The following is a 23,617-nucleotide window of genomic DNA, read 5'->3' on the forward strand; positions in this document are numbered from 1 at the left end:
GATGGCCCGCACTGGGTCCTCGGTATCTTTGCGAATTGCGGGAAGGTTCCTATGAACAGGATCACTGCTGCCCTCTATAGGTTTTTGGTCGTCTATCTTTCGGTCGCGATGGTCGTGACCTCGATACCCCTTGCGCCCAGCACAGCCTATGCCGATGATGCTGGGGCGGTCGCCGTCGAAAACGAGGCCCAAGAGACCGACTCGGGCTCTGACGCTGATGCCGATGCGGTCGATAACGCGTCGTCTTTGGGCGAGGGCGGCTCATCCACAACTTCCGACCAAACGAATAACGCTCTGGACGAATCGTCCAGCTCGGATACCAGCACTTCCACGTCGAGCCTGGCCCAAGATCTTTCGAGCTCCGCGACCAACTCCGATGCAGCAAAGACCTCGCCTGCAACGGCGGAACCCTCGTCCGATGACAGCGAAGTCGATCCCCTCGTGTATGAGGACCCAACGGTCTATGAGTATGCCAAGCTTATGCCGAACGGCTATGTGTATCCGTGTGATGCTGGCGGAAGCGTTACGGTAGAGATTGATGAAAACGACCCGAATGAGAACTCTGTCGATGGTCAATTGGTGACCAACCTGATCGTTGATTACGGAGTGGATGGGGTCCCCGGATATATTTGTGAGTACTCCTCCAATCTGCGCTCGGTACGTTTTGAGAACAGCTCTATTTCTTCAATTGGATTACACGCCTTTTCTGGCTGCTCGAATCTCGCCAATATCAGCTTTTCCGGTATGACCATTGGGGGCATCGGAACAGAAGCGTTTTCTGGGTGCGGATCGCTTACGAGTCTGAACATTAATGACGTTGCTACCATCGGCTCTATGGACGATGCCGCGTTTGCCTGGAGCGGGCTGCGGTCTACGGGGCTCGACAAGGTCGTTGGTCTCAGTTCGATTCCTGAGAACGCTTATAATGGCTGCAGCGCTCTGACCGATACCGGTCTGGGAGGGAACACATCTATCACATCAATCGGCGTTAATGCGTTCAAAAACTGCTCTCGCCTTGCGACGACGGGGCTCGAGAACAATACGACGATCAAGACGCTTCGCGAAGGCTGTTTCTCCGGGACCAATATGAGCGGCGGGCTGACGCTGCCCCTTTATTCCAAGATCGAGGAACTGCCGAGCCGTGCGTTCTATGGCTCTAAGCTTGAAACTGTGTACTTTGGATGCGACCATGTGGTGCTCATTAATTCCACCACGTTCCCCAAGCAAAACATGACCGTCATGGTCCCTGCCAAGATGGTTTCGCAATACGCAAGCGGTCGCCCCAACGAGGTTTGGGAGAGTTGCAATGGCAGCCTGCCCGTCCCCGTGGGCAAGATGCTTCAAAAGATTAAGGTCTCGCGTGATCCCGACAAGATGGCCTATCAGCAGGGTGACACCATTTCGCTCGAGGGCATGAGCGTCACGTTTCAATACCCTCATTCGACGATGGATAGCGACTACGAAGCGCTCATAAAGGACGAACTCGGCGAATACCTTACGGCGACCCCCTGTGATGGTGATGTCTTCGACGAGTCGATGGACGGAGAACCTATACAGCTCGTGTACGACGATGGCTACACGCGCCTTGTCGCGTACAGCAAGGGCAACCTGCAGCAGGCGGCCTACGAGTATGCCAAGTTCATGCCGAACTACTACCTGTATCCGTGCGACGCAAACGGAAATCTTACGGTAGAAATCGATGAAAACAACCCGCGCGAGAACTCCGTCGACGGTCGAATGGTAACGAATCTGATTGTCGATTACGGGGTTGATGAAGTCGACGCACAGCTCTGCGCCGACTCTACCAATCTGCGCTCAGTGCGCTTTGAGAACAGTTCCATTTCCAAAATCGGACTACACGCCTTCTATAACTGCCCGAATCTCACCGATATCAGCCTTTCCGGCATGACCATCGGTACCATCGGGAAAGAGGCATTCTATGGCTGCAAGTCGCTTACGAGTTTGAACATCAACGAGGTTGCCGCCATTGGCTCTATGGGCGACGCCGCGTTTGCCGAGAGTGGGCTGGTGTCCACGGGGCTCGACAAGGTTGTCGGCCTCACATCGATTCCCGACAGAGCCTACGAAGGCTGCAGAGCTCTGACCGATACCGGCCTGGACAAGAATACCTCCATTACATCGATTGGCGTTTGCGCGTTTAGGTTCTGCTCGAACCTTGCTACCACGGGGCTCGAGAGCAACACAACGGTCGAAACGCTTGGTCACACCTGCTTCTACGGCACCGACTTGAGCGGCGGGCTGACACTGCCATATAACTCCAAGATCGAGGAGTTGCCGAAAAAGGCGTTTGGCAGTACCAATCTCGAGACCGTGTTCTTTGGGTGCAACAATGCGGTGCTCATTAACACCGACACGTTCCCCAAATACAACATGACCGTCATGGTCCCCGCCAAGATGATTCCGAAGTATGCTAACGGGCATCCCAAAGCTGTTTGGGAGAGGTGCAACGGCTGCCTGCCCGTCCCGGTGGGCAAGGTGCTCGAGAACGTTGAGATTTCATGCGACCCCAACAACATGACCTATGAGACGGGGGAGACCATTTCGCTCGAGGGCATGAACGTCGAGCTCGATTACCCGCATTCGGTATCGATTTGGGACTACGAGGCCCTCATACAGGAAGAGCTCGGCGAGTACCTTACGGCCACCCCCTGCGATGGTGATGTCTTCGATGAGTCGATGGACGGACAGCCCGTAAAGCTCGTGTATGACGACGGCTATTCGCATTTCGAAACCCAAACCAAGGGCACGCTACAGCTTAAGAAACCCACGCCGACATCGTTCCAGATTTCCTATGCCCAAACGATTGATAAGGGCGAACACAAGCTGATGGATGGCGTTGAGCTTCCCGATGTTTCCGGCACGATGACGATCGACGCAGGTGCCGAAGTCGCGCTCGATGCCGGTACTTTGGGGATGCTCAACGACAACATCACGTTTAAGGGCTGGTATGACACCGAGTCCGGCAAGTACATCTCCAAGGAGCCGGTCTACACGTTTACGCCAGATAAGGACCTGTCCTTGGAGGCTCGCTTTAAGCTCAAGGACTATGCGGTGTACGTCAACGATGCGCAGGCGACCGACTCGTCGCAGGACTTTGCGCACCTGAGTGTTACCGCTCAAAACTGCTATCGCAATGCCGGCGAGACGGTTGAGGTTTCCGCTGTCACGGATAACGCGCTGTTCCTGGGCTGGTATCTGGGCGAGGGCGATGATGCGTACGCCGTGAGCGATCAGCTTGACTTTACCTATACGGTGGACAAGGCGGACGCGATTGTGTCCGAGGACAAGACTGACGCTAGGATCGAGATCACTCCGCGCTACTGCGCTCCGCAGGCGAGCGTTGTGCTGGGTGTGGACGGGGTCGATGAGAACGGGCAGCCGCTCGGACAGTTCCTCTCTACCGGTCTGTACGGTATCGGGTCTCGCGTAACGGTCGTGGCGGTGCCAATGCCTGGCTATGTGTTTGACTACGCGACCGATGCCCTCGGCAACGTTGTCTTTACCGGCGACGATGGTCCGTCCTACACGTTTGTGCTCGAGGGAGATGTGCAGTACACCGCGCATTTCCGCGCTGCGACTGACCCCGACGAGTCACTCGCAGCGCTTAAGGCTGCACTCATCGCCGCGATTACGGCTGCGGCCGTCCTCGCTACCATGTATGGGCTGGGCGAGATCGTCGACCCCATCGCGGCCGATGCGGTGATCGAGATCGGTATGGCCGACAACATTGAGGATGTTGCCGCCGTCGGCACGAAGGTGCTCAAGGAGATTAAGGACATCATCGACGACCACAAGAAGCCCAAGCCTCATGGCGACCATAAGATCGAAATAATTGCCACCGCGCAGCCCGAGGTGGGCGGCGTCGTTACCGGAGGCGGTATCCACTATGAGGGGACGGTCGCCACGCTGGAGGCTGTCGCCAATCCCGGCTATCGCTTCGTGTGTTGGAAAGAGAACGGTGTCGAGGTCTCGACATCACCTCTCAAGACGATGACGATCACGGACCTGACGCCCGAGGTCGTAAAAATGACGGCCGTTTTCGAGAAAAAAGTTGAGATTACGGCGGTTGCCGAAGCCGATGGCATTCAGGCCGATTTTTCGACAGGCTGCACCGCAAGCCCCGTAAAGCAGAGCATTACGCGTGGCGATCAGGCTATGGTCACCGCGAGCGAGGGTCCCGACTATGCCTTTGTGGGATGGTTTGAGGACGGCATCGAGGTCTCGCCCGAGCGTACGTATATCTTCAAGGCCGAGGTCGACCGCCATCTGGTTGCACGCTTCCGCAAGGCGGATAAGACAATCCTGGTGAATACCGATCCCTTCGATAGCGCCGAGGTGCTGTGCGATGGCGTGCCGGTCGTGGATGGCAAGGTTCGCGCGAAGGATGGGGACATTCTCACGTTTACGATGCGGCCCAAGGTGCGCCCCGACAATCCGGAAAAAACGTATCGGTTTGTGGAGTGGCGCGAAACCGATGCGCAGGGCATCACGATTGCCAACAAGCAGGAAGTTTGCGAATACCGCGTTAACGGGAATGCCCGGATCGAGGCTGTAATGGACGGCAGGGATGCGCATATCGTGCGTGCCGAGGCCGACCCGCTCGAGGGCGGCACCGTTACACTGAAGCGCGGCGAGACTGCCGGCATGGTGCTCGAGGTTCCCGAAGGGCAGCGCGTGACCGCGGAGGCCACCCCATCCGAGGGTTATATCTTTGACGGTTGGTATCTGAGCAATGGTGGCTCGGATACTACGTCGACGCTGGTGTCGAGCGAGCGTTCCTATACCTTTGAGCCCATTACCGACTGCGTGCTCCAGGCGAAGTTTACGCGTGCCTGCAAGGTAGACGTGGTCGTTGAGCCGGCCGCGGCCATGGCGGGCAAATATTTAGTGCACGGCGAGGGCTACTGCATGAAGGGCGAGCCTGCCATGCTGAGCATAGAGCTCACGGCCGAGGCGAGCAAACAATTTACCTTTAAGGGCTGGTACGACGCCAAGACGGACCTGCTTTTGGGCACCGACCCCAGCTACCTCGAGTTCTATCCCGAGGACGTGGAATGCACCGTGCGCGCGGTGTTTGAGGAAAATACCTATACCGTAACGGCGAAGGCCAAGAAGACCTTTATGGAGCGCGGTGCGGTTGAGATTGAGGGGCACCCGGGGGCATCTTCGGTTACCTGCGGATATGGCGACACGGTGATGCTCAAGGCAAAGGCCAATGACGGCTACCGCTTTGACCATTGGAAGGATGACTCCGGTAAGGAGTACGACACCGCCGAGCTGGTCGTTAAGGTTACCAAGAGCGACACCTATACCGCGATCTTTACCGACTCAAAACCCGAGGTCATGGTCACGGCTGATTCGTGGCTCGGCGGTACCGTGACGTGCAACGGGACTGTGGTGAAGCCCACGACTGATAAGTTCAAATTAGGTGAGACCCTTCATCTGACGGCCAAGGCCCATCCTGGCTTTTTGTTCTGGGGTTGGTACGTCAATGGCCGCCTGAAGAGCCTTAAGCATGAGACCTCGTTGGTTGCGAAGGCTCGCGGTAAAACCGGGCACTGCGTTATTACCGCGGCCTTTGTGCCTATCGATACCGTTTGCGTACCCCTCGCCGATCCTGCGGAAGGTGGCACCGTCAAGGCGAGCCGCGTCCTTGCCGACCGCGGCGCTGAGATTGCCCTGAAGGCGACGCCCAACCCCGGTTACGTCTTTACTGGTTGGTATACGGCCGACGGCACGTTTGAGTCTGCCGATGCGGAGTTCACCTGCCACCAGGAGCGCAGCCATGTGCACATCGCTCGCTTTATGGCAAAAAGCTATGAAGTCGACGCCACGGCGGTAGTCGATTCCGGCACCGGTTCGCTGGTCGAATCGAGCGTCGCCGGCTGGGTCGAGGGCACAGGTACCGTTGAGGCGGGGCATGCCGCCACGCTGACCGCGCATGCGCTTTCGGGCTATGCGTTTGAGTATTGGGCCGATGCCTCGGGAGCCGTGGTAAGCCGTGACAGAACCTATCACGTGGTGCCGACGTCTGACACGATGCTCCAGGCCGTGTTCTCGGCAAAGCAATGTACGGTGGACGTCTCGTGCGAGGAGAGTATGGGCACGGTCGAGGGCGCGGGGACGTATGCCGCCGGACAAGTCGCAACCGTGCGTGCGGTCGCCGCCGAGGATACGGCTTTTGTGGGCTGGCTCCGTAACGGCACGTGCGTGAGCTCCAAGAAAACCTATCGATTTACCGTGCGTGAGGATACGTCGCTCTATGCCCTCTTTGCGTCGGGTTCGTATGTCGTGCATACCGTTGCTTCGCCTGGCGAGGGCGGAGCCGTGAGCGGCTTTGGTGGCTATGAGGCCGGCGACCGCGCAACGCTTCGTGCGACTGCAAACACCGGGTATTCGTTTGCGGGTTGGACGGACGACAAGGGCGGGACAGTCAGCGAGAACACCGACTATACCGTTAAGGTCACGGACGACGCTACCTACACGGCGACCTTTGCGCCTAAGTCCTATCAGGTCGTTTTGAGCGCGAGTGACGATAGCGTTAGCACTCTGAGCGGCGAGGGCTCCTATCAATTCGGTGATACGGTCGAACTCAACGCTACACCTATGGGTACCAAGCGATTTGCCGGTTGGTATGTCTTGGATGCCGAGGGCAACAAGTCGCTGCTGAGCTGCGACGCCCATTGCTGGGTTAAGCTCGACAAGGATATGGTCGAGGGGCTCGAGGACGATACGTTGGAGCTCCAGGCCGTGTTTGCCGATCCGTACGAGGTGACCGTTACGGGCGAGGTCGTGGTGAAGGACAAGGCTTCGAACAGGGGCTGCCGCGTTACGGGCAGCGGTAGCTTTGCCGTGGGCAATCATGTGGAGCTGACTGCTGTTGCCGGTATGGGCTATCGCTTTGTGGGCTGGAGCACCGATAAGGAGGGCACCTCGATTGTCGAGACCGCGACGACCCTCGATGTGACCGCCATGCAAGACATAACGTACTACGCACAGTTCGAATCCGATGGACAGGTGACCATTACCGTCACCGGCTCGTCCATCTTCCGCGGTACGGCCCTTCTGGTTGACGGCATTCCTGCCGGTAGCAGGTCGTACGACAGGGGCGACATGTTTATGGCGATTGCGATTCCGTGGAAGAAGTACCACTTCTCGCATTGGGTCGACGATGCGGGTGTCACGGTGAGCTACAGCGCATTCTATATCGGTACCGCAAAGGAGAATAGGCAGCTTACGGCCGTGTTCTATGAGACGGGTTGCGATGTCCAGGTCGCTACGTATCCCAAGGGCGCGGGCTTTAGCATGGTTGCGCTTGGTACCGGCGGCTCCTACAACTCCGCGGCGATTATGTTTACCGTGCCGCACGAGGGTTGGAAGTTTAAATGCTGGGTCGACGAGAACGGCATGCCTGTGGGCGCCACTCCGGTGATCAACCGCGTAGTGTTTGGCAACCGTACTTTTACGGCCGTTTATGAGCGGGCGTCGATGACGGTTACGGCGGTGGATTCGCGTCAGGGCGGACACGTCGATGGTTCCTCCGAGGACGAATCTCTGGGCTATGCCGTGACCAACGAAGTCGAGAACGGTGAGTCCGCGACCCTGACTGCCGTTCCCGATGCGGGCTATGTGTTTGATGGGTGGTATGCACGCAATGATGATGGGTCGTTGGGCGATGAGCCGCTGAGCACGGATGCTACCTGGACGTTTGTCCCCGAGGACAACATGACCGTTGAGGCGCGCTTTGCGGAGGCGCCTAAGTACAAGGTGACGGCCCGAGCGGTCAACGGATCGGTTGATCCGGAGTCTGCTTTGGTCGCTACGGATGGCAAGGCGACGCTTTCGGCGACGCCCGATGAGGGCTGCTACCTGACGCGCGTGACTGTTGCCGAAGAAGCGGGTGATGAAGGTTCGGCTGGCAATGCCTATGACCTTGATATTTCTGACTATAAGGGTGGGGCGTACGAGGTCACACTGAGTGGCGTGAGTGCTCCGCAAAAGGTCACGTTTGAATTCGCGAAGGCTGCGGCTCCGGAGGTGCTCGCTCAGCCGCAGGATGCGAGTGCTTACGAGGGCGATCCGGTTGAGCTTTCGGTCACCGCCGAGGCGGGGCGCAATGTTCGCGTCCATGCGGCCGTGTCATCTGGATCCGTTGCAGACGTCAAGCTGAGCTACCAGTGGTATCGCATGTCTGACGATGGTGGCAAGGTAGAGCCGCTAAAGGGCCAGACGGGGGAGACGCTTTCGATCGCCCAGCTCGACAGCGACGGCGAGGGCGAGTACTTCTGCCGCATTACGCAGAGCTACCTGGGCACGGTGACAAAGACGGATACCGAACATGCGAAGGTATCCATCGTGCCCCGAGAAACGCTTGTGTTTAACGGGCGTGTGCTGCCGGTGGCGACCGCTCACGATGAATACCGTGCCCAGATTGCCGGCGCTACGGGCGGCAAGGCGCCGTATGCGTATAACTTGGGTGATGTTGCGGTTCCTGAGGGCATGCAGCTGACGCTGGCAGATGACGGATCGGGCGCCTTGGTGCTCTCGGGCGTGCCTGCGGCTACGGGTGTGCATAGCTTCAAGATTAGGTGTACCGATGACCTGGGTAATAAGCGCGTAGCGCATTTTGTGCTGCTCGTGAAGGCGAAGAAAGCCCCACTTGCATTTGAGGGCCAGACCTTTACCTACAATGCGACGGCGCAGGCCCCGGAGCTTTCGGGCGTGCCCGAGGGTTGCGAGGACGATGTCGAACTAACGTATGTTGGCACGGACGACACACATTACTCGTCGGATCAGGCGCCGGTGGATGCCGGCACGTATCGTGCGGTGGCGACGCTCGAAGCCAACGGATATGTCGGTAATGCCTCCTGTGACTTTACGATCGAGAAGGCCCCGGTCGATATTTCGATCGAGACGTCTGATGTGACATACGATGGCGCACGACACGGTGCGGCGGTTGCGGTTGCCGGCCTTGATGCGTCTGCCTATTCCGTTGCCTATCGCGGTATAGATGGAACGTCCTATGGTCCGACGGCGCTGGAGCCGTGCGACAGTGGCAACTACCGCGTCACGGTTAAGGTGACTGACACCAACTATCAGGGTAAAAAGTCCGCCGAGTTCTCGATTGCAAAGGCAAGCCAGGTCATTACGGGCACGACGAGCTATTCGGGTGTGTACGGTGGAGACCCCATTGTGTTTAACAACGTTGCCCAGACTCCCGTGAGCTTTGAGCTGGTTGATTCCGATGACGATGCGAGCCCGGTTTCGATTAAGGGACGCTGCGCGACGGTGAAGGCCGCCGGTACGGCGCGTGTTGTCGCCCGTGCCGCTGCCTCGCGTAACTATCTTGCCGCCGAAGACGTTGAACTGACGGTTACTGTTGCGCCGGCTCAGCTGCTGGTGAAGGTCGACGATGCTGAGCGCTTTGAGGGTCAGAAGAACCCCGAGTTTACCTCCAGCTTGGTGAGTCGTTGCGACACGTCGGACGTAAAGGTTACGTACTTCTGCTCGGCGAATGAGAAATCGCCGGCGGGTGAATACCAGATCGACGCGGCGGTCGCCGATCCGAACTTTGATGTCGCGGTCGACCCCGGCACGCTGACGGTCAAGAAGAAGCCCGAGCACTACAAGGTGACGGCGAAGGCGGTCAACGGTTCGGTCGACAATGCTTCGGTTTCGGTTGTTGAGGGCGGGGAAGCGATCCTCTCGGCAACGCCCGACGAGGGCTGCTACCTCGAGTGCGCGACGGTCGCGCAGGCAGGCTCGGATGCGACCGTTGACCTCGACATTTCTGATTACAAGGGCGGGGCGTACGAGGTCACGCTGAGCGATGTCACCGCATCGCAGGAGGTCACGTTCGAGTTCGCGAAGGCGGACGCTCCGCGTGTGGTCGCGCAGCCGCAGGACGTGAGCGTCCATGAAGGCGATTCGGCTGTGCTCTCGGTTGCGGCCGAGGCAGGCAAAAACGTCGCTGACCACGCTGCCTCGTCCACGGGTTGCGCTGCCGAGGTCGAGCTTTCCTACCAGTGGTTCCGCATGGTGAATGGCAAGGCCGTGGCGCTCGAGGGCGAGACGGGGGAGACGCTCTCACTCGCGGACCTCGATGACGAGCAGGCCGGCGAGTATTTCTGCCGCGTCACTCAGCGCTACCTTGGTACTGAGAAGCAGACGGACAGTGATTGTGCCTCCGTCTCCATCGTGCCGTGGGACACCCTTGTATTTAACGGCGACCTGCTGCCGGCAGCGAGCGCCCACAGCACGTACCTCGCAACGATTGCCGGGGCCGCGGGCGGCAAGGCTCCGTACGAGTACGCATGGGATGAGGCGAAGCTCCCCGACGGGCTCAAGCTCTCCCGTACTTCGAGCGGCCTGACGCTCTCTGGCGTTCCGTCCAAGACGGGCGTTTCCACCTTCGACATCACGTGCACGGATGCACGTGGCGAGGCCGTGACTGCCCACTTTGCGATCGTTGTTCAGGCAAAGCGCGTAAAGCTCGCGTTTGCGGATAGCGACTTTACCTATAGCGGCATGCCGCAGACCCCCGAAGTTTTCGGTGCTCCTAAGGTTTGCAAGGGCGACCTTAAGGTCTGGTACTACGGATGTGGAAGTACGCAATATTCCTCGAGTGAGGCCCCGACCGATGCCGGTACGTATCGCGCTGTCGCCATGCTGCGCAGCCACGGCTACATCGGTGCCGCTGCCTGCCAGTTCGAGATCGCACCGGCAAAGCTCAAGGTGAGGGTTGACGACGCCGAGCGCTTCGAGGGAGAGGCGAACCCAGCGTTTTCCTCGAGCCTGGAGAGTGCGGTTGACACTTCGGGTGTGAAGGTCGAGTACTCCTGCGTTGCCGATGGGAGCTCTCCTGCTGGCGAGTACCAGATCGGCGCGACGGTCACCGACCCGAACTTCGATGTCGAGGTCGTGCCCGGAACGCTGACGGTTAAAAAGAAGCAGGAGCCCGTCGATCCCGGCCCGGTGGTTCCGGACCCGGACAATCCGGACCCGGATAACCCTGAGCCGGACAATCCAGATAACCCTGACCCGGACAACCCGGATCCCGATCAGCCTGGTCCTGGTCCCAACCCCGACCCGGATAATCCGGATCCCGATCAGCCTGATCCGGGCCCCAAGCCGGATCCCGATAATCCCGGCCCTGATAACCCCGAGCCCGATAACCCGGACAAGCCCGAGCGCTTTGAGGTGACGGCAGAGGCGGTCAACGGTTCGGTCGACAACGCTTCCGTCACCGTTGATGCCGGCGGCGACGTGACGCTCTCGGCGACGCCTGACGAGGGCTACTACCTCGAGCGGGTGACGGTCACGGAAGCCGACTCGGACAAGGCCATCGATCTTGATATCTCCGACTATGAGGGCGGAGCGTACGAGGTCACGCTGAGTGGCGTCACCGCGTCGCAGGAGGTCACGTTCGAGTTCGCGAAGGCGGACGCTCCGCGTGTGGTCGCGCAGCCGCAGGACGTGAGCGTCCATGAAGGCGATTCGGCTGTGCTCTCGGTTGCGGCCGAGGCAGGCAAAAACGTCGCTGACCACGCTGCCTCGTCCACGGGTTGCGCTGCCGAGGTCGAGCTTTCCTACCAGTGGTTCCGCATGGTGAATGGCAAGGCCGTGGCGCTCGAGGGCGAGACGGGGGAGACGCTCTCACTCGCGGACCTCGATGACGAGCAGGCCGGCGAGTATTTCTGCCGCGTCACTCAGCGCTACCTTGGTACTGAGAAGCAGACGGACAGTGATTGTGCCTCCGTCTCCATCGTGCCGTGGGACACCCTTGTATTTAACGGCGACCTGCTGCCGGCAGCGAGCGCCCACAGCACGTACCTCGCAACGATTGCCGGGGCCGCGGGCGGCAAGGCTCCGTACGAGTACGCATGGGATGAGGCGAAGCTCCCCGACGGGCTCAAGCTCTCCCGTACTTCGAGCGGCCTGACGCTCTCTGGCGTTCCGTCCAAGACGGGCGTTTCCACCTTCGACATCACGTGCACGGATGCACGTGGCGAGGCCGTGACTGCCCACTTTGCGATCGTTGTTCAGGCAAAGCGCGTAAAGCTCGCGTTTGCGGATAGCGACTTTACCTATAGCGGCATGCCGCAGACCCCCGAAGTTTTCGGTGCTCCTAAGGTTTGCAAGGGCGACCTTAAGGTCTGGTACTACGGATGTGGAAGTACGCAATATTCCTCGAGTGAGGCCCCGACCGATGCCGGTACGTATCGCGCTGTCGCCATGCTGCGCAGCCACGGCTACATCGGTGCCGCTGCCTGCCAGTTCGAGATCGCACCGGCAAAGCTCAAGGTGAGGGTTGACGACGCCGAGCGCTTCGAGGGAGAGGCGAACCCAGCGTTTTCCTCGAGCCTGGAGAGTGCGGTTGACACTTCGGGTGTGAAGGTCGAGTACTCCTGCGTTGCCGATGGGAGCTCTCCTGCTGGCGAGTACCAGATCGGCGCGACGGTCACCGACCCGAACTTCGATGTCGAGGTCGTGCCCGGAACGCTGACGGTTAAAAAGAAGCAGGAGCCCGTCGATCCCGGCCCGGTGGTTCCGGACCCGGACAATCCGGACCCGGATAACCCTGAGCCGGACAATCCAGATAACCCTGACCCGGACAACCCGGATCCCGATCAGCCTGGTCCTGGTCCCAACCCCGACCCGGATAATCCGGATCCCGATCAGCCTGATCCGGGCCCCAAGCCGGATCCCGATAATCCCGGCCCTGATAACCCCGAGCCCGATAACCCGGACAAGCCCGAGCGCTTTGAGGTGACGGCAGAGGCGGTCAACGGTTCGGTCGACAACGCTTCCGTCACCGTTGATGCCGGCGGCGACGTGACGCTCTCGGCGACGCCTGACGAGGGCTACTACCTCGAGCGGGTGACGGTCACGGAAGCCGACTCGGACAAGGCCATCGATCTTGATATCTCCGACTATGAGGGCGGAGCGTACGAGGTCACGCTGAGTGGCGTCACCGCGTCGCACGAGATTACGTTCGAGTTCGCGAAAGCGGACGCTCCGAAGGTGATTGCACAGCCACAGGATGCGAGTGCCCACGAGGACGATGCTGTTGTGCTCTCGGTTGCTGCCGAGGCGGGCAAGGGCGTCCTCGACCACGCGTCCTCGTCCACGGGTTCTGCTGCCGAGATTGAGCTTTCCTATCAGTGGTTCCACATGGTGGGCGGCGAGGCTGTGGCGCTTGAGGGCGAGACGGAGGAGACGCTCCTCATCGAGGGCCTCGATGAGGATTGCGCCGGCGAGTATTCCTGCCGCGTCACTCAGCGATATCTTCGTACCGAGACACAGGTGGACAGCGATCGCGCCGTCGTTTCCGTTGTGCCCCGGGATGCCCTCGTGTTCAACGGCGGTCTGCTGCCGGTCGCACGTGCGCATAACACGTATCGCGCGACGATTTTGGGTGCCGCGGGTGGCGAAGCTCCGTATGAGTACACGTGGGACGACGCTAAGCTCCCAGACGGATTTAAGCTCATCCGCACGGCGGGCGGTCTGACGCTCTCGGGCACCTCGTCCAAGGCCGGAGTGTCTACCTTTGACGTCACGTGCAAGGATGCTCATGGCAAGACCGCGACCGCGCACTTCGTTCTGGTCGTTCAGGCGAAGCGGGTCGAGCTCGCATTTGCAGGCGGCGACTTCGTCTATAGTGGTGACGCCCAGGCGCCCGAGGTCACGGGGGTTCCCAGGGCCTGCGAAGGTGACTTGAGGATCAGGTATTACGGGACGGGCGGCACACACTATTCGTCGAGTGAGGCCCCGACCGATGCGGGCACGTATCGCGCCGTTGCCACGCTGCGAAGCAACGGGTATATCGGCGCCGCCTCGCGCAACTTCAAGATTGCGCCGGCGAAGCTTAAGGTAAAGGTCGACGATGCTGAACGCTTCGAGGGAGAGGCGAACCCCGCGTTTACCTCGAGCCTAAAGAGCTCGGCCAATACCTCGGGCGTGAAGGTCGAGTACTCCTGCGTCGCCGATGAGAGTTCCCCGGCGGGCGAGTACCAGATCGAGGCGACGGTCACCGACCCGAACTTCGATGTCATGGTTGAGCCCGGTACGCTGACGGTGAAGAAGAAGCAGGAGCCTGTCGACCCGGACCCGGTGGTTCCCGATCCGGGCAAGCCCGACCCGGACCAGCCGGACAAGCCCGAGCCTGACCAGCCTGACCAGCCGGACCCGGGCAAGCCTGAGCCCGATAAACCGGAGCCTGATCAGCCGGACAAGCCGGACCCGGAAAACCCGGATAAGCCCGAGCCTGACAACCCGAGTAAGCCGGAGCCGGAAAAGCCCGGAACGCCCGATTCCGACCAGCCGGATTCAAAGGATCCGACAAAACCCGGTAGCTCGGATGACTCCGCAGTCGATAAGGCAAAGGCATCGGGCGCGGAAAACTCCGGTAAGAAGGAGTCTTCCAAGTCGAGTGCTCAGCAGCTCGCCGATACGGGCGATCGCACGCCGTTGGCTGTCGCTGTGGCCGCGGGTGCTGTTGCGCTTGTCGCACTGGGGCTCGAGCTGCTGCGTCGCCGTCGCTCTGACGCGTAGCGGATCTAAAGAGGCAACCAGATTGATGCTTTGCATCATCTGACCTGCTCAAACGTTTATACTTGCGGGACGGGTCTTTTGCCCGTCCCGTTTTTGTTTCGACCCGAAAGGTGGTCCCATGGCCTCATCCGCCCCGCGCGGCCTGCGCTCCGACCATGTCGTTACCGTCGGCATCGCCCTGTTCTCGATGCTCTTTGGCGCCGGCAACCTCATTATTCCGCCGCTGTTGGCGCTGCAGGCAGGCTCTGCCACGCCGCTCGCCATGCTCGGCTTTCTCATCGCCGCCATCGGCCTGCCCGTCATGGGCTTTATCGCCGTGGCGCTTGCCGGAACGGCGCGCGAGCTTGCCGGCCGTGTGCATCCTAAGTTTGGCGAATTCTTCGTTGCGGCGGTGTATCTAGCCATCGGCCCGTGCCTGGCCATTCCGCGCACGAGCTCCACGGCCTTCGAGATGCTGGTGCCGCTGCTGCCCGAGGGCGTCTCGCTCGGCACGGCACGTCTGGTGTTTGCCGTTGGCTTCTTCGTCGTCGCGTTTGTGCTCACGCTGCGTCCGGGCGTTATCACGCGCGTGCTCGGCCGCATTACGGGCCCCGCGCTCATTGCGCTCATCGTGCTGGTCGTGGGTGCCGCCGTGGTCTCGCCGTTGGGTCCCGCTGGCGCGCCGCAGGCTCCCTACGATGCGGGCGCTGCCGTGCAGGGCTTTCTGACCGGCTACCAGACCATGGACCTGCTTGCGTCGCTCGCCTTTGGCATCATCATCGCCGAGACCATCCACGAGCTGGGCGTGAACGATGACAAGCGCGTGGCCTTCGAGATCTCGCGTTCTGGTGTGATCGCCGGCGTGCTCATGGCCATCATCTACTGCGGCCTGGCGCTTGCCGGCATGCAGCTCGGCACGGTTTTGCCCGACGCCACCAACGGCGCCGCCATCCTTGCCCGCTCTGCCTCCATGCACTTTGGCCTTGCCGGCACGGTCGTGGTCTTTGCGATCTTTTTCCTCGCCTGCATGAACGTGTGCATCGGCCTCATCAGCTGCTGCTCGCGCTACTTCTGCGAGACGTATGTGGTCGAAGGGGGAGCGGAGGCTTCCGAGGAGGCTATGCGCCGTCCCTTTGCGGTTCTCGCCTTTGTGTTCGCGGCGTTTTCTTGCGTGCTCTCCAACGTGGGCCTCGACGCGATCCTCATGTTCTCGGTGCCCATGCTCAACGCCTTGTATCCCGTTGCCATCGTGCTGGTGCTTATGGGCCTGGTGCACGGTTTTTGCGATGCGCATCCGCGGGTGTGGGTTTGGGTCGGCGGCGTCGTCGCGGTGCAGAGCGTGATCACCTCGGTCCGCGACGCGTTCTTTGCGGGCGCGTGGCTGCCGTTCGATGCGCTGCCGCTGGCAGATATCGGCGCTGCGTGGGCGCCGGTCGCTGTGGTGGCGTTTGTGATTGGCCTGTTCCATAGCCAGTTTGTCACACATTCGAGGAGCTAGGGTATCGTCGCTTGCACAGGAGAGAAGTCTCCCCTATAATTTCCTTCGCTTTGGGACACGCAAGGTTTAGACCTTAGCTGCTCAACACCTTCGGGACGTGGCGCAGTTTGGTAGCGCGCCTGCTTTGGGAGCAGGATGTCGCAGGTTCAAATCCTGTCGTCCCGACCATATCTTGCGGGCGTAGTTCAATGGTAGAACCCCAGCCTTCCAAGCTGATGACGCGGGTTCGATTCCCGTCGCCCGCTCCAAGTAACATAATCGCAGGTCAAAATACTTATTTGGCTTGCGATTTTTTATGCCGAAATTAGCTCATGACACACGCCCATGACACAGATATGACACAGATTGGGGTCGTTAGGCGGTCGATATGGAGCCGTGAGCGGTCTGGGCGCGATGATAATTAGCTAGATATTGTGGCGCGATGAATCGGGGCGGCTCCACTCTTGCCCCGTCATTTGTGTCATACGTTGTGTCATGGCTGTGTCATATGCCGTCCGTTTGCGATTGGGCGTTGGTAGCGCTGCCCTCGATAGCCGCTTGCCTAGCCCTCCAGAAGAGAAGCCCCTATGGATCCATAGCGACCAATCACAGCGCGGCTGAATGTCCGCTCTGCGCCGCCCCGAGGGGTGGGGAGGGGATGGAATCACGAGACAGCATCACGGCTACCCAGCGCCACACCCTGATTTTTTTATCGCTACGAAATTGGAAGTCGGTTACGCAACTGTTACGGAATGCCCAAAACAGGCGTTGGGTTTTACCGTTGCATGTAACGCTAATTCCTTTACAAAGTACCCCAGAACGGGCTACCGATTTACCGTCATATATGACGCTAATTTCTTTACAGAGCGCCCCAGATAGCGGGGGAGCGCGACAGCACCATAGCCCTATGCAAGACCGATAGTAGAGCATTGGGGTGCTGCTATGAAGAACAGGGACAGCGAAAGAGCCTACAAAGAGAAGTGCAGACGAGCGAACCGCGATGAGTGGTGGGCGCGATACGGGATGGATACGCCCGCCCCGAACGCCAAGACCAAAGAGGAACGCCGAGAAGCGAACCGCGCCGCTTGGCGTGCTAGGTATGGCGATGCTCAGTATTCCTAACGGCTAGCCTTTTCCCTCCAGAGGATGAATCTTCAGCCCCTCCTTTGATGACCTGTCCACCATGTCCGCTATCATGTCCACTTAAAATATACCTATCTACCTGCGGGTTTTGCCATGATAGACAAGCTATCCAAGATATTTAGGTAAAAAGTCTTAAATAATTAGTAGGTATAAATAGTTATTGAATAGGTGATAGGTGCTAAAAGCGGGGCTTTTATAATTATTACTTTTGCGAAATAGCTTGGTGTCCTGTGCATCATGTCCATTGGCGAGAGGGGTTCCTCCTCTGGAGGGCAAAAAACGGGGCTGAGCGATTGCCCAACCCCGTAGCGGCTCTAACGGTATTCGGGCTTACGTTCCCATACCGTCCTTTTGCCGTATGGCTGAATGGTTTTTCTATTTGCACACCTCTTATATCCTTGGTGCCTGTTGATTATGTTCATTACTTTGCGCTCTTCTTCTTTGTTCTTCCGTTCCCATCGCTCTCTCGAATATGCCTTGCTCTCGACCGCTGCCATTTCAATGCAGATTGTGTCGTACTCGCACGTATCCAGCCAATCAGTGATTATCTCTTCCGTTTCATCGACAAGACTGAATAGCTTAGCCTGCTCTGACATTTCGCTTAGGATTGATTCTGGAATATCGAACCGCTTCTCAAAGCGTTCCGCTCCCATCCTCGAATGTTCTCCCAGCATTTCAGCGAGAGCGCCGCGAACGAGCCTGACTAGGTTTTTGTAGCCGTAGCCGTTCGCTAGGTTCACGGTTCCATGACAATCTACGACAAAGAACCTTCGGTTTCCCGTGGGGTCGTTCAAGAGGTCACTATCGTTCGAGCTGCTAGCAATTACATAGCTCCTTGGCACTTCTCTAACTTTCTCATATTTGACGTTGACGGAATCGGTCTGCTCCGAGATAAAGCCCTTGAATTTGTTTACGCTCCCCTTATTGTTCGATGCTGCTATTTCCTGATAGCTGAGGACTAGCTTTCCTGCCGCCCTTGCCGTTTCCTTCCCTCGGTCGTTCAGCATCACGGTGAAGTCTCCAATGCAGAGGTATTTACTCGGGTCTATAGCGGTTGCGCCAATATATGCATCCTTGCCGATTCCCTGCCGTCCCGTGATTGATAGTGCGAACGGATAATTGCAGCCGTGGTGAAGCCCTCGGGCTATCACGCCGCTTGTATGGATGTACTCGGCGAAGAACGTTAGGGGCGTTAGATAGGCTTTCAGAACCTTCCAGAGGACGAACCCAGCGACACGGGGCAACGGGAACCATTCCTCTCTGGAGGGGTTGCTACCGTCAAACCTAACCTCGTAACCGCCCCTGCCGTCTGCCCTGACCTGTCCGAGCGCCTTCAAATCTTCCTCGGTATATAGCGGGTCTACCGTCCAGCTCTCGCCGTCCTTCTCGGTGAACGTTGTGGAGCCGTCCGCGTTGTATTTCACAACGGGTAGGTCATGTATCGCTTCTGCAACTGGGTCGAACGAACGCAACTCTGCAACATTGCGAATTGCTTTTTGCAAATTACCGTCAGTCACATTCTTGTTAAATGACCTCTGGGCTTCGCTAGAAACTTTGTCGTTGTCGTTTGTCCAATTAAACGGTCTTGGAACCTCTTTGTTTGGTCTATCCCACGGTAAGGGCTTTTCAATGAGTACCTCCTGCGTTGCCATGTTGAAGCAGAGCGTTCCAGCGTCCAGGGTCTTTTTTAGCCAATCTTCTAGATTGGGGGTCGTTGCCTTTAGCCCCGCCCATCGTCTGTTTTCCTTCTCGGCTATCGCTTCGTCTGCTTCTTCCTTCGCGGTGCGCACTGCCGCCGCTAAGCCCTGCGGGTCGTGGGCGTTCCACTCTCCAGCGTCCTTGTATCTTGGCTTGCCCTGTTCGCTCAGCGGGGAATAGCCCCATTTGAACACTGCAAACGGCTTATTCCTTTTCGCTAGCGCGTCCCTGAGTTCGTCCGCGCCTTTTCTCCCCGCTTCATCGTTGTCCAGCATTACGACAACGGCTTTCACGGTTTCAGAGCCTATCAGCGCGTCAACGGTTTGTTTGTTCGTTGTCCCTAGCATCGCTACGGCTTGAACGCCGAAACTCTGGAGCGCTGCTTGGTCTTGCAGCCCCTCAACGATGAACACGACCTCCGCGCCCAGAGCTTCGGGGTTGATGATTGCGGGCTTATCCAGATCGCGGGGATTGGGCGTTTTAACGAGATTGTGCCTCTTGTATTCGCCGTTGCCCCAGTGGAGCCAATCTTCGCCGTATTCCTCCGAGGGGAGCAACAGCCTATCAACGTGGTAGTACGCCGCTTCTCCGCTCCCCGTCATGCAAAGGTAGGAACGACCTCTGTAGTGCTTCGAGAACTGCCCTAGCTCGCCTTTGAGTATGTCGGGCGTGATAACGCCCCAGTCGCGTTCTATCGCCGCGTCAACGCTGATGCCGACATGCTCCATAAGGTACGGCTCCGCTAGCTTTCGCGCTGCTTCGCTATCGCGCATGTTCTGATTGGCTGCGCGTGCCAATTCGAGGTTAGCCGCCTTTACCGATTCCGTGTTGTCCTCAGCTTCGGCGCTTCGCTCCGCTGATTTGTCTATCATAGTGTTGTTGCCTTGTTGCTTTCGTTTGGGCGCGGGTGCGGTTCCTTCTTGGAGGGGAGTGGTCGCCCCGTGCTCTTTCAATTCGTAGATAACCGAGCTGCCCGTCACGCCGCCGCCCTTGGTGAACGAGTTCCAAGTATCTCGGCAAGCCCTAGGGTCGTAGCCGTGGTGTGTTCCGTCCTTACCCAGAGGGCGTATATCGTGGCTGCTCCATTCATCGAACACCTCGAACGGCAGACCCTCGTTGTGGATACCCTGCCCGACCTTTACCCATTCGTCCCGCGTATAGCTTGAATCGCACGGGTTCAGCTTCAGCCAATCTACTAGGTCGTCATGGTTGCCCCTCTGCGAGCACCCCATTACTCGATACCCGCCAACTCGAACAGAGCCGCCTTGTTGATGCGCCACATCCCCATGACCTTCGCCGACTTCAACTTGCCCTGTTCGCACATACGGGCGATAGTGCGCGGGGAGCAAGCCAAAATAGCCGCCGCAGTGTTTGCGTCCACTACGGGCGCGTTGCCCTCGATTGCAGCCGTGATTAGTTCGGTATCGCTGATACCTTTTTTGGGCGCTCGCATTGCTATTAGTCCCTTCTGATATGCGCCGATAGTGCCGCGTCCAGCGCCCTCGGCTTTTGTTAGTCTTGTCATGACAACTCTGACAATAGCAAAGCAACTGATATGTTTAGCTGGGCAAATGCTGCGCTTGGTAGGGGTTGGCGAAAGAAATTAGGGTCGTTTAGTTTCGTCCTCTTGCCCTGCCCCGTTGATTCCTTGGAGCTGCGAAAGAAAAAAGCGCCGCCCATTTTCGGGGACAGCGCCTGAACTGCGAAAAAGTATTTCGAGGGTTCAACATATCTTCATATCGGAGTGGCTAGAACGGAATATCGAGCGGCTTTGCCTTGTTCGCCTTTGCCCATTCAACGGACGATTGCGCCCATTCCTCCAGTGGTGGTAGCTCGCGGTCGATGCTTTCGAGCGCATAGGGGAGTACCTCAGCAGCCGCCCCGCTCATGGTTGCGTCTTCGTTCGTTATGGGGTTCGCTGGGTAGCCCATCCGCTGCGTGGGCATAAGGCGCACGGTCGCGGTCAGCGCGTCCAATTCTTCGGTGCTGCAAGTCAGCGCCGCCCTGATTAGCTCCAGACGCTTAATCTTCTCTTGGTCTATGGGGGTCAGTCCGAACAGATTGGATATGAACAGCCTATAACCCATGTCGTAGCGCTCTTGCTCGGTGGCTTCAAAGCCGAACATAGGGGTATCTGTAGCGTTAATCAGCTCGTCAGCATAGTTCGATTCATTCATAACCTGTACCCTAGCCGCCCAGTCTGCTATTTGTGCAAGGCGTACGTTCGTTATGTCCGTTGAATCGTTTAGGTATCCGCGCATGGCTTGAACGCTAACGCCGATGAACTTGGCGAAATGTTTAACTAGATCCGAACGCTTTGAATCGCCAAGCGTCCAACAGAGCGCATCATACAATCGGTCTTTCGGTTGGTCTGCCAAAGGGTGCCTATCGTCCCTGATTGGGTAGCCCGAAAGCGCCGCCGCGAGCCGTTCCGTTAGTTCCTTGTCGCTGCCCTTCTTCATGGCTCTACCTCTAAACCCATGTCCGCGAGGTGGAGTAGAATGGGTTCATACATCCCCGCTCTTTTCCAATACCTCGCGCGGGGGTTGTTCCTAAGTAATGGGGCGCTCGGTTTCCTTTCCCCGAACGCCCCTTTGCGTTATCTATTCTATATCCTGCTTGGCGCTACCAGCGCGTTCCAGCACGTCTAGGATTGCATTCGCGCCCTCCATTAGGTCTGCCCCCAGCGCCTTAACGCTTACCTCGCCTAGCCCTCCTTGCTCTGGGGAATAGCCCCGCATAAGCTCTGACAGGGCTTCGAGGTGGAGCGCCGCGCCCATCAGCTGAGCCGCGTCCTTCTTTGTGAGCGTGCTTGCCGTCTTGGTTTCCATGTCTTTCCCTTCTTAGTTTGTCTTTGCGCTGTCTATCGCTTCTCTGACGCGCCTTAGCTCCCTGTCTATCAGCTCCGCTATATCGCCCAACATATAACCTTCGAGCGTTGCGCCGCTGTCGAACCCTCCAAGAAGAACGGCTATCGTCTCCAAGCTGTGCAGGGAACCCCGTAGCTCTTTCATCTCGGTATCGTCCAGAACCCACGTGGTAGTGCCTGCCGCCATGCTATCCATGATGCTCCCTTCCTAGTTCTCTGTTCCGGTCTTGCCTAACTCGATAACTGAGCCGTCCTTGGCGTGCTGGGCAACGTCTGCCATGTACGCCTGTTCAACCACAGCCGCGCCGCGCTTCTTGGCTTCTTTGTCGGCGCTCGCGTATATGTTCAGCGTCATAGCTGCGTTGGCGTGTCCCATCATGCTTGCCACGGTCTTAATATCCGTGCCTGCCGTCACAGCCGCCGTTGCGAACGTGTGGCGCAGGTCGTGGAACGTTGGGCGGTTGCCCTCCGTGCCGATAAGCTCCAGAGCGTCAGCAGCTATCCTCCACCTATGCGACAGGTAGTGGGGTTGCATAAACGAGCCGTCAGCGCCGCCCGTCACGTACATGTTTTCATCGAACGGGACACCCAGCTCCAAACACTCGGCTTTGACGTTGGCTAGGCGTGCCGCGAGCATGTCGGCGATGATAGAGGGCGCGTACAGCTCGCGCCTGCTGCCGCCCGTCTTGGGTTCCTTCACGTACCACTTTGAGCCGTCACGCCCTATGGTGCGCTCGATGCTGACTGTTCCCTCGTTCAAGTCCACGCACTTCCACGTCAGTCCGCATATCTCGCCCTCACGCAAACCCATATACATTGCTAGGGCAAACCCAACGTTTAGCGGCTTCGCGGGGTCCAGGGCGATAAATTGGGCTACCTTTGCGCGTCCCTTTGCATCGAGGGCGTTGGGGTTCCTATGCGCCTGCTGAGGGTTCTTAACGCCGCGCGTGGGGTCTTTAACGAGCCTGTCGCGGTCTACAGCCTGTTTCATGGCAGAGCGCAGGTTGGTTAGGCACTTCTTCACTGTGGAGGGTGCATAGTCCTTGCTGAGCTTCGTAACCCACGCCGCCACATCGTCTGGGGTCAGTGCGTCCAGCTCGATAGTCCCGATACTGGGCGCTATATAGCTTTTGAGTATGCGCCTTAGCTCGTTGGCTGATGAACGCTCGATGCTGTTTGCGCGTTCCTCTACGTACTTCCCGAAATACTCGGCTACCGTCTCGCCGCTGTGGGGGTCTTTTACAGCCTGCTCGTTAAGCTGTTGGCGTATCGCTTCGGCTTCTTGGTTCGCCGCCTTTTCGACCTGCTTAGAGCGCCCCTTGTCGCGCCCCTCGGTCTTTAGGGTGACGTTCTTTTGGTGGCGCTTTCCGCTCTCGTCCTTGTAATAGTAGACAGCACGCCACTTATAACCCGTGATTGTTCCACTCTTGTCCTTGGTTTCGTACTGTTTCAGAGCGTATCCGTAATACGTTTCAGCAGGTAACAGCCCACACATGGTGTCTCCTTTCATGACACAACGCATGACACACATATGACACAACTTGCGTTGACTGAACTATAAATCATAGACTTTTTAGACGCAATAGACAGAGAAATAGCAGGTAGAGCGTCCGCGTTTGCGCAGGTAGACGGCTTAGTACAAAATGTCGCAACACTTCCAAGCTGATGACGCGGGTTCGATTCCCGTCGCCCGCTCCATAGGATAGTTTTAACGGCTTTGGCTCCATTTGGTGCCAGAGCCGTTTTCATAAGCGTGCCGGGCGACGGGAATCGAACCCGGCAGGGTGCGAAGCTGAGAAAATGCGTGAGCATTTTCCAGCGCAGCACGCAAGGGCCAATGGCCCGCAGCGAAACAAGGGTTTGCGAAGCAAACCCTT

Annotated in this window: 8 protein-coding genes and 2 tRNA genes; 4 read left to right on the plus strand and 6 right to left on the minus strand. The window is 58.4% G+C overall.

What is annotated here, in order from left to right; translation table 11 throughout:
- Positions 1 to 51: 51 nt before the first annotated feature.
- The 4 genes from ACTM82_RS01150 to ACTM82_RS01165 all read left to right on the plus strand — a co-directional run bounded on the left by ACTM82_RS01150 (position 52) and on the right by ACTM82_RS01165 (position 16,299).
- Positions 52 to 14,574: an InlB B-repeat-containing protein gene (locus ACTM82_RS01150; protein ID WP_441053905.1), complete on the plus strand. Its 14,523-nt coding sequence runs from the start codon at positions 52 to 54 to the stop codon at positions 14,572 to 14,574.
- Between the two features lie 118 nt (positions 14,575 to 14,692).
- Entirely contained in the window at positions 14,693 to 16,051 is a 1,359-nt protein-coding gene (gene brnQ / locus ACTM82_RS01155) for a branched-chain amino acid transport system II carrier protein (RefSeq protein WP_441053903.1), read from the plus strand.
- Between the two features lie 91 nt (positions 16,052 to 16,142).
- Positions 16,143 to 16,219 (plus strand) — tRNA-Pro (locus ACTM82_RS01160).
- 6 nt (positions 16,220 to 16,225) lie between these two features.
- Positions 16,226 to 16,299, plus strand: a tRNA-Gly gene (locus ACTM82_RS01165).
- A gap of 1,188 nt (positions 16,300 to 17,487) precedes the next feature.
- On the opposite strand, the gene ACTM82_RS01170 is transcribed toward ACTM82_RS01165, so the two are convergent.
- The 6 genes from ACTM82_RS01170 to ACTM82_RS01195 form a co-directional block, all read right to left on the minus strand.
- Entirely contained in the window at positions 17,488 to 20,103 is a 2,616-nt protein-coding gene (locus tag ACTM82_RS01170; protein WP_441053901.1) for a VapE domain-containing protein, read from the minus strand.
- On the minus strand, positions 20,103 to 20,396 hold the full coding sequence (locus ACTM82_RS01175) for a helix-turn-helix domain-containing protein (RefSeq protein WP_441053899.1): 294 nt from the start codon (positions 20,394 to 20,396) through the stop codon (positions 20,103 to 20,105). The genes ACTM82_RS01170 and ACTM82_RS01175 overlap by 1 nt, the downstream gene beginning before the upstream one ends.
- 223 nt (positions 20,397 to 20,619) lie before the next feature.
- Entirely contained in the window at positions 20,620 to 21,333 is a 714-nt protein-coding gene (locus ACTM82_RS01180) for a hypothetical protein (RefSeq protein WP_441053897.1), read from the minus strand.
- 141 nt (positions 21,334 to 21,474) lie between these two features.
- Positions 21,475 to 21,702: a hypothetical protein gene (locus ACTM82_RS01185; protein WP_427727533.1), complete on the minus strand. Its 228-nt coding sequence runs from the start codon at positions 21,700 to 21,702 to the stop codon at positions 21,475 to 21,477.
- A gap of 12 nt (positions 21,703 to 21,714) precedes the next feature.
- Entirely contained in the window at positions 21,715 to 21,936 is a 222-nt protein-coding gene (locus ACTM82_RS01190) for a hypothetical protein (RefSeq protein WP_441053894.1), read from the minus strand.
- A 12-nt stretch (positions 21,937 to 21,948) separates the two neighbouring features.
- Positions 21,949 to 23,235, minus strand: a complete 1,287-nt coding sequence (locus ACTM82_RS01195; protein ID WP_441053892.1) for a tyrosine-type recombinase/integrase — start codon at positions 23,233 to 23,235, stop codon at positions 21,949 to 21,951.
- Positions 23,236 to 23,617: the final 382 nt, after the last annotated feature.

The sequence above is a fragment of the Collinsella sp. HCP3S3_E5 genome (assembly GCF_052067635.1).
Classification (GTDB): Bacteria; Actinomycetota; Coriobacteriia; order Coriobacteriales; family Coriobacteriaceae; genus Collinsella.

What these genes read in the sequence shown, in the direction of transcription:
- ACTM82_RS01185 (WP_427727533.1), bottom strand. Translation starts at nt 21,702, where the DNA reads ATGGAAACCAAGACGGCAAGCACGCTCACAAAGAAGGACGCGGCTCAG.
- brnQ (WP_441053903.1), top strand. Translation starts at nt 14,693, where the DNA reads ATGGCCTCATCCGCCCCGCGCGGCCTGCGCTCCGACCATGTCGTTACC.
- ACTM82_RS01150 (WP_441053905.1), top strand. Translation starts at nt 52, where the DNA reads ATGAACAGGATCACTGCTGCCCTCTATAGGTTTTTGGTCGTCTATCTT.
- ACTM82_RS01175 (WP_441053899.1), bottom strand. Translation starts at nt 20,396, where the DNA reads ATGACAAGACTAACAAAAGCCGAGGGCGCTGGACGCGGCACTATCGGC.
- ACTM82_RS01170 (WP_441053901.1), bottom strand. Translation starts at nt 20,103, where the DNA reads ATGGGGTGCTCGCAGAGGGGCAACCATGACGACCTAGTAGATTGGCTG.
- ACTM82_RS01195 (WP_441053892.1), bottom strand. Translation starts at nt 23,235, where the DNA reads ATGTGTGGGCTGTTACCTGCTGAAACGTATTACGGATACGCTCTGAAA.
- ACTM82_RS01190 (WP_441053894.1), bottom strand. Translation starts at nt 21,936, where the DNA reads ATGGATAGCATGGCGGCAGGCACTACCACGTGGGTTCTGGACGATACC.
- ACTM82_RS01180 (WP_441053897.1), bottom strand. Translation starts at nt 21,333, where the DNA reads ATGAAGAAGGGCAGCGACAAGGAACTAACGGAACGGCTCGCGGCGGCG.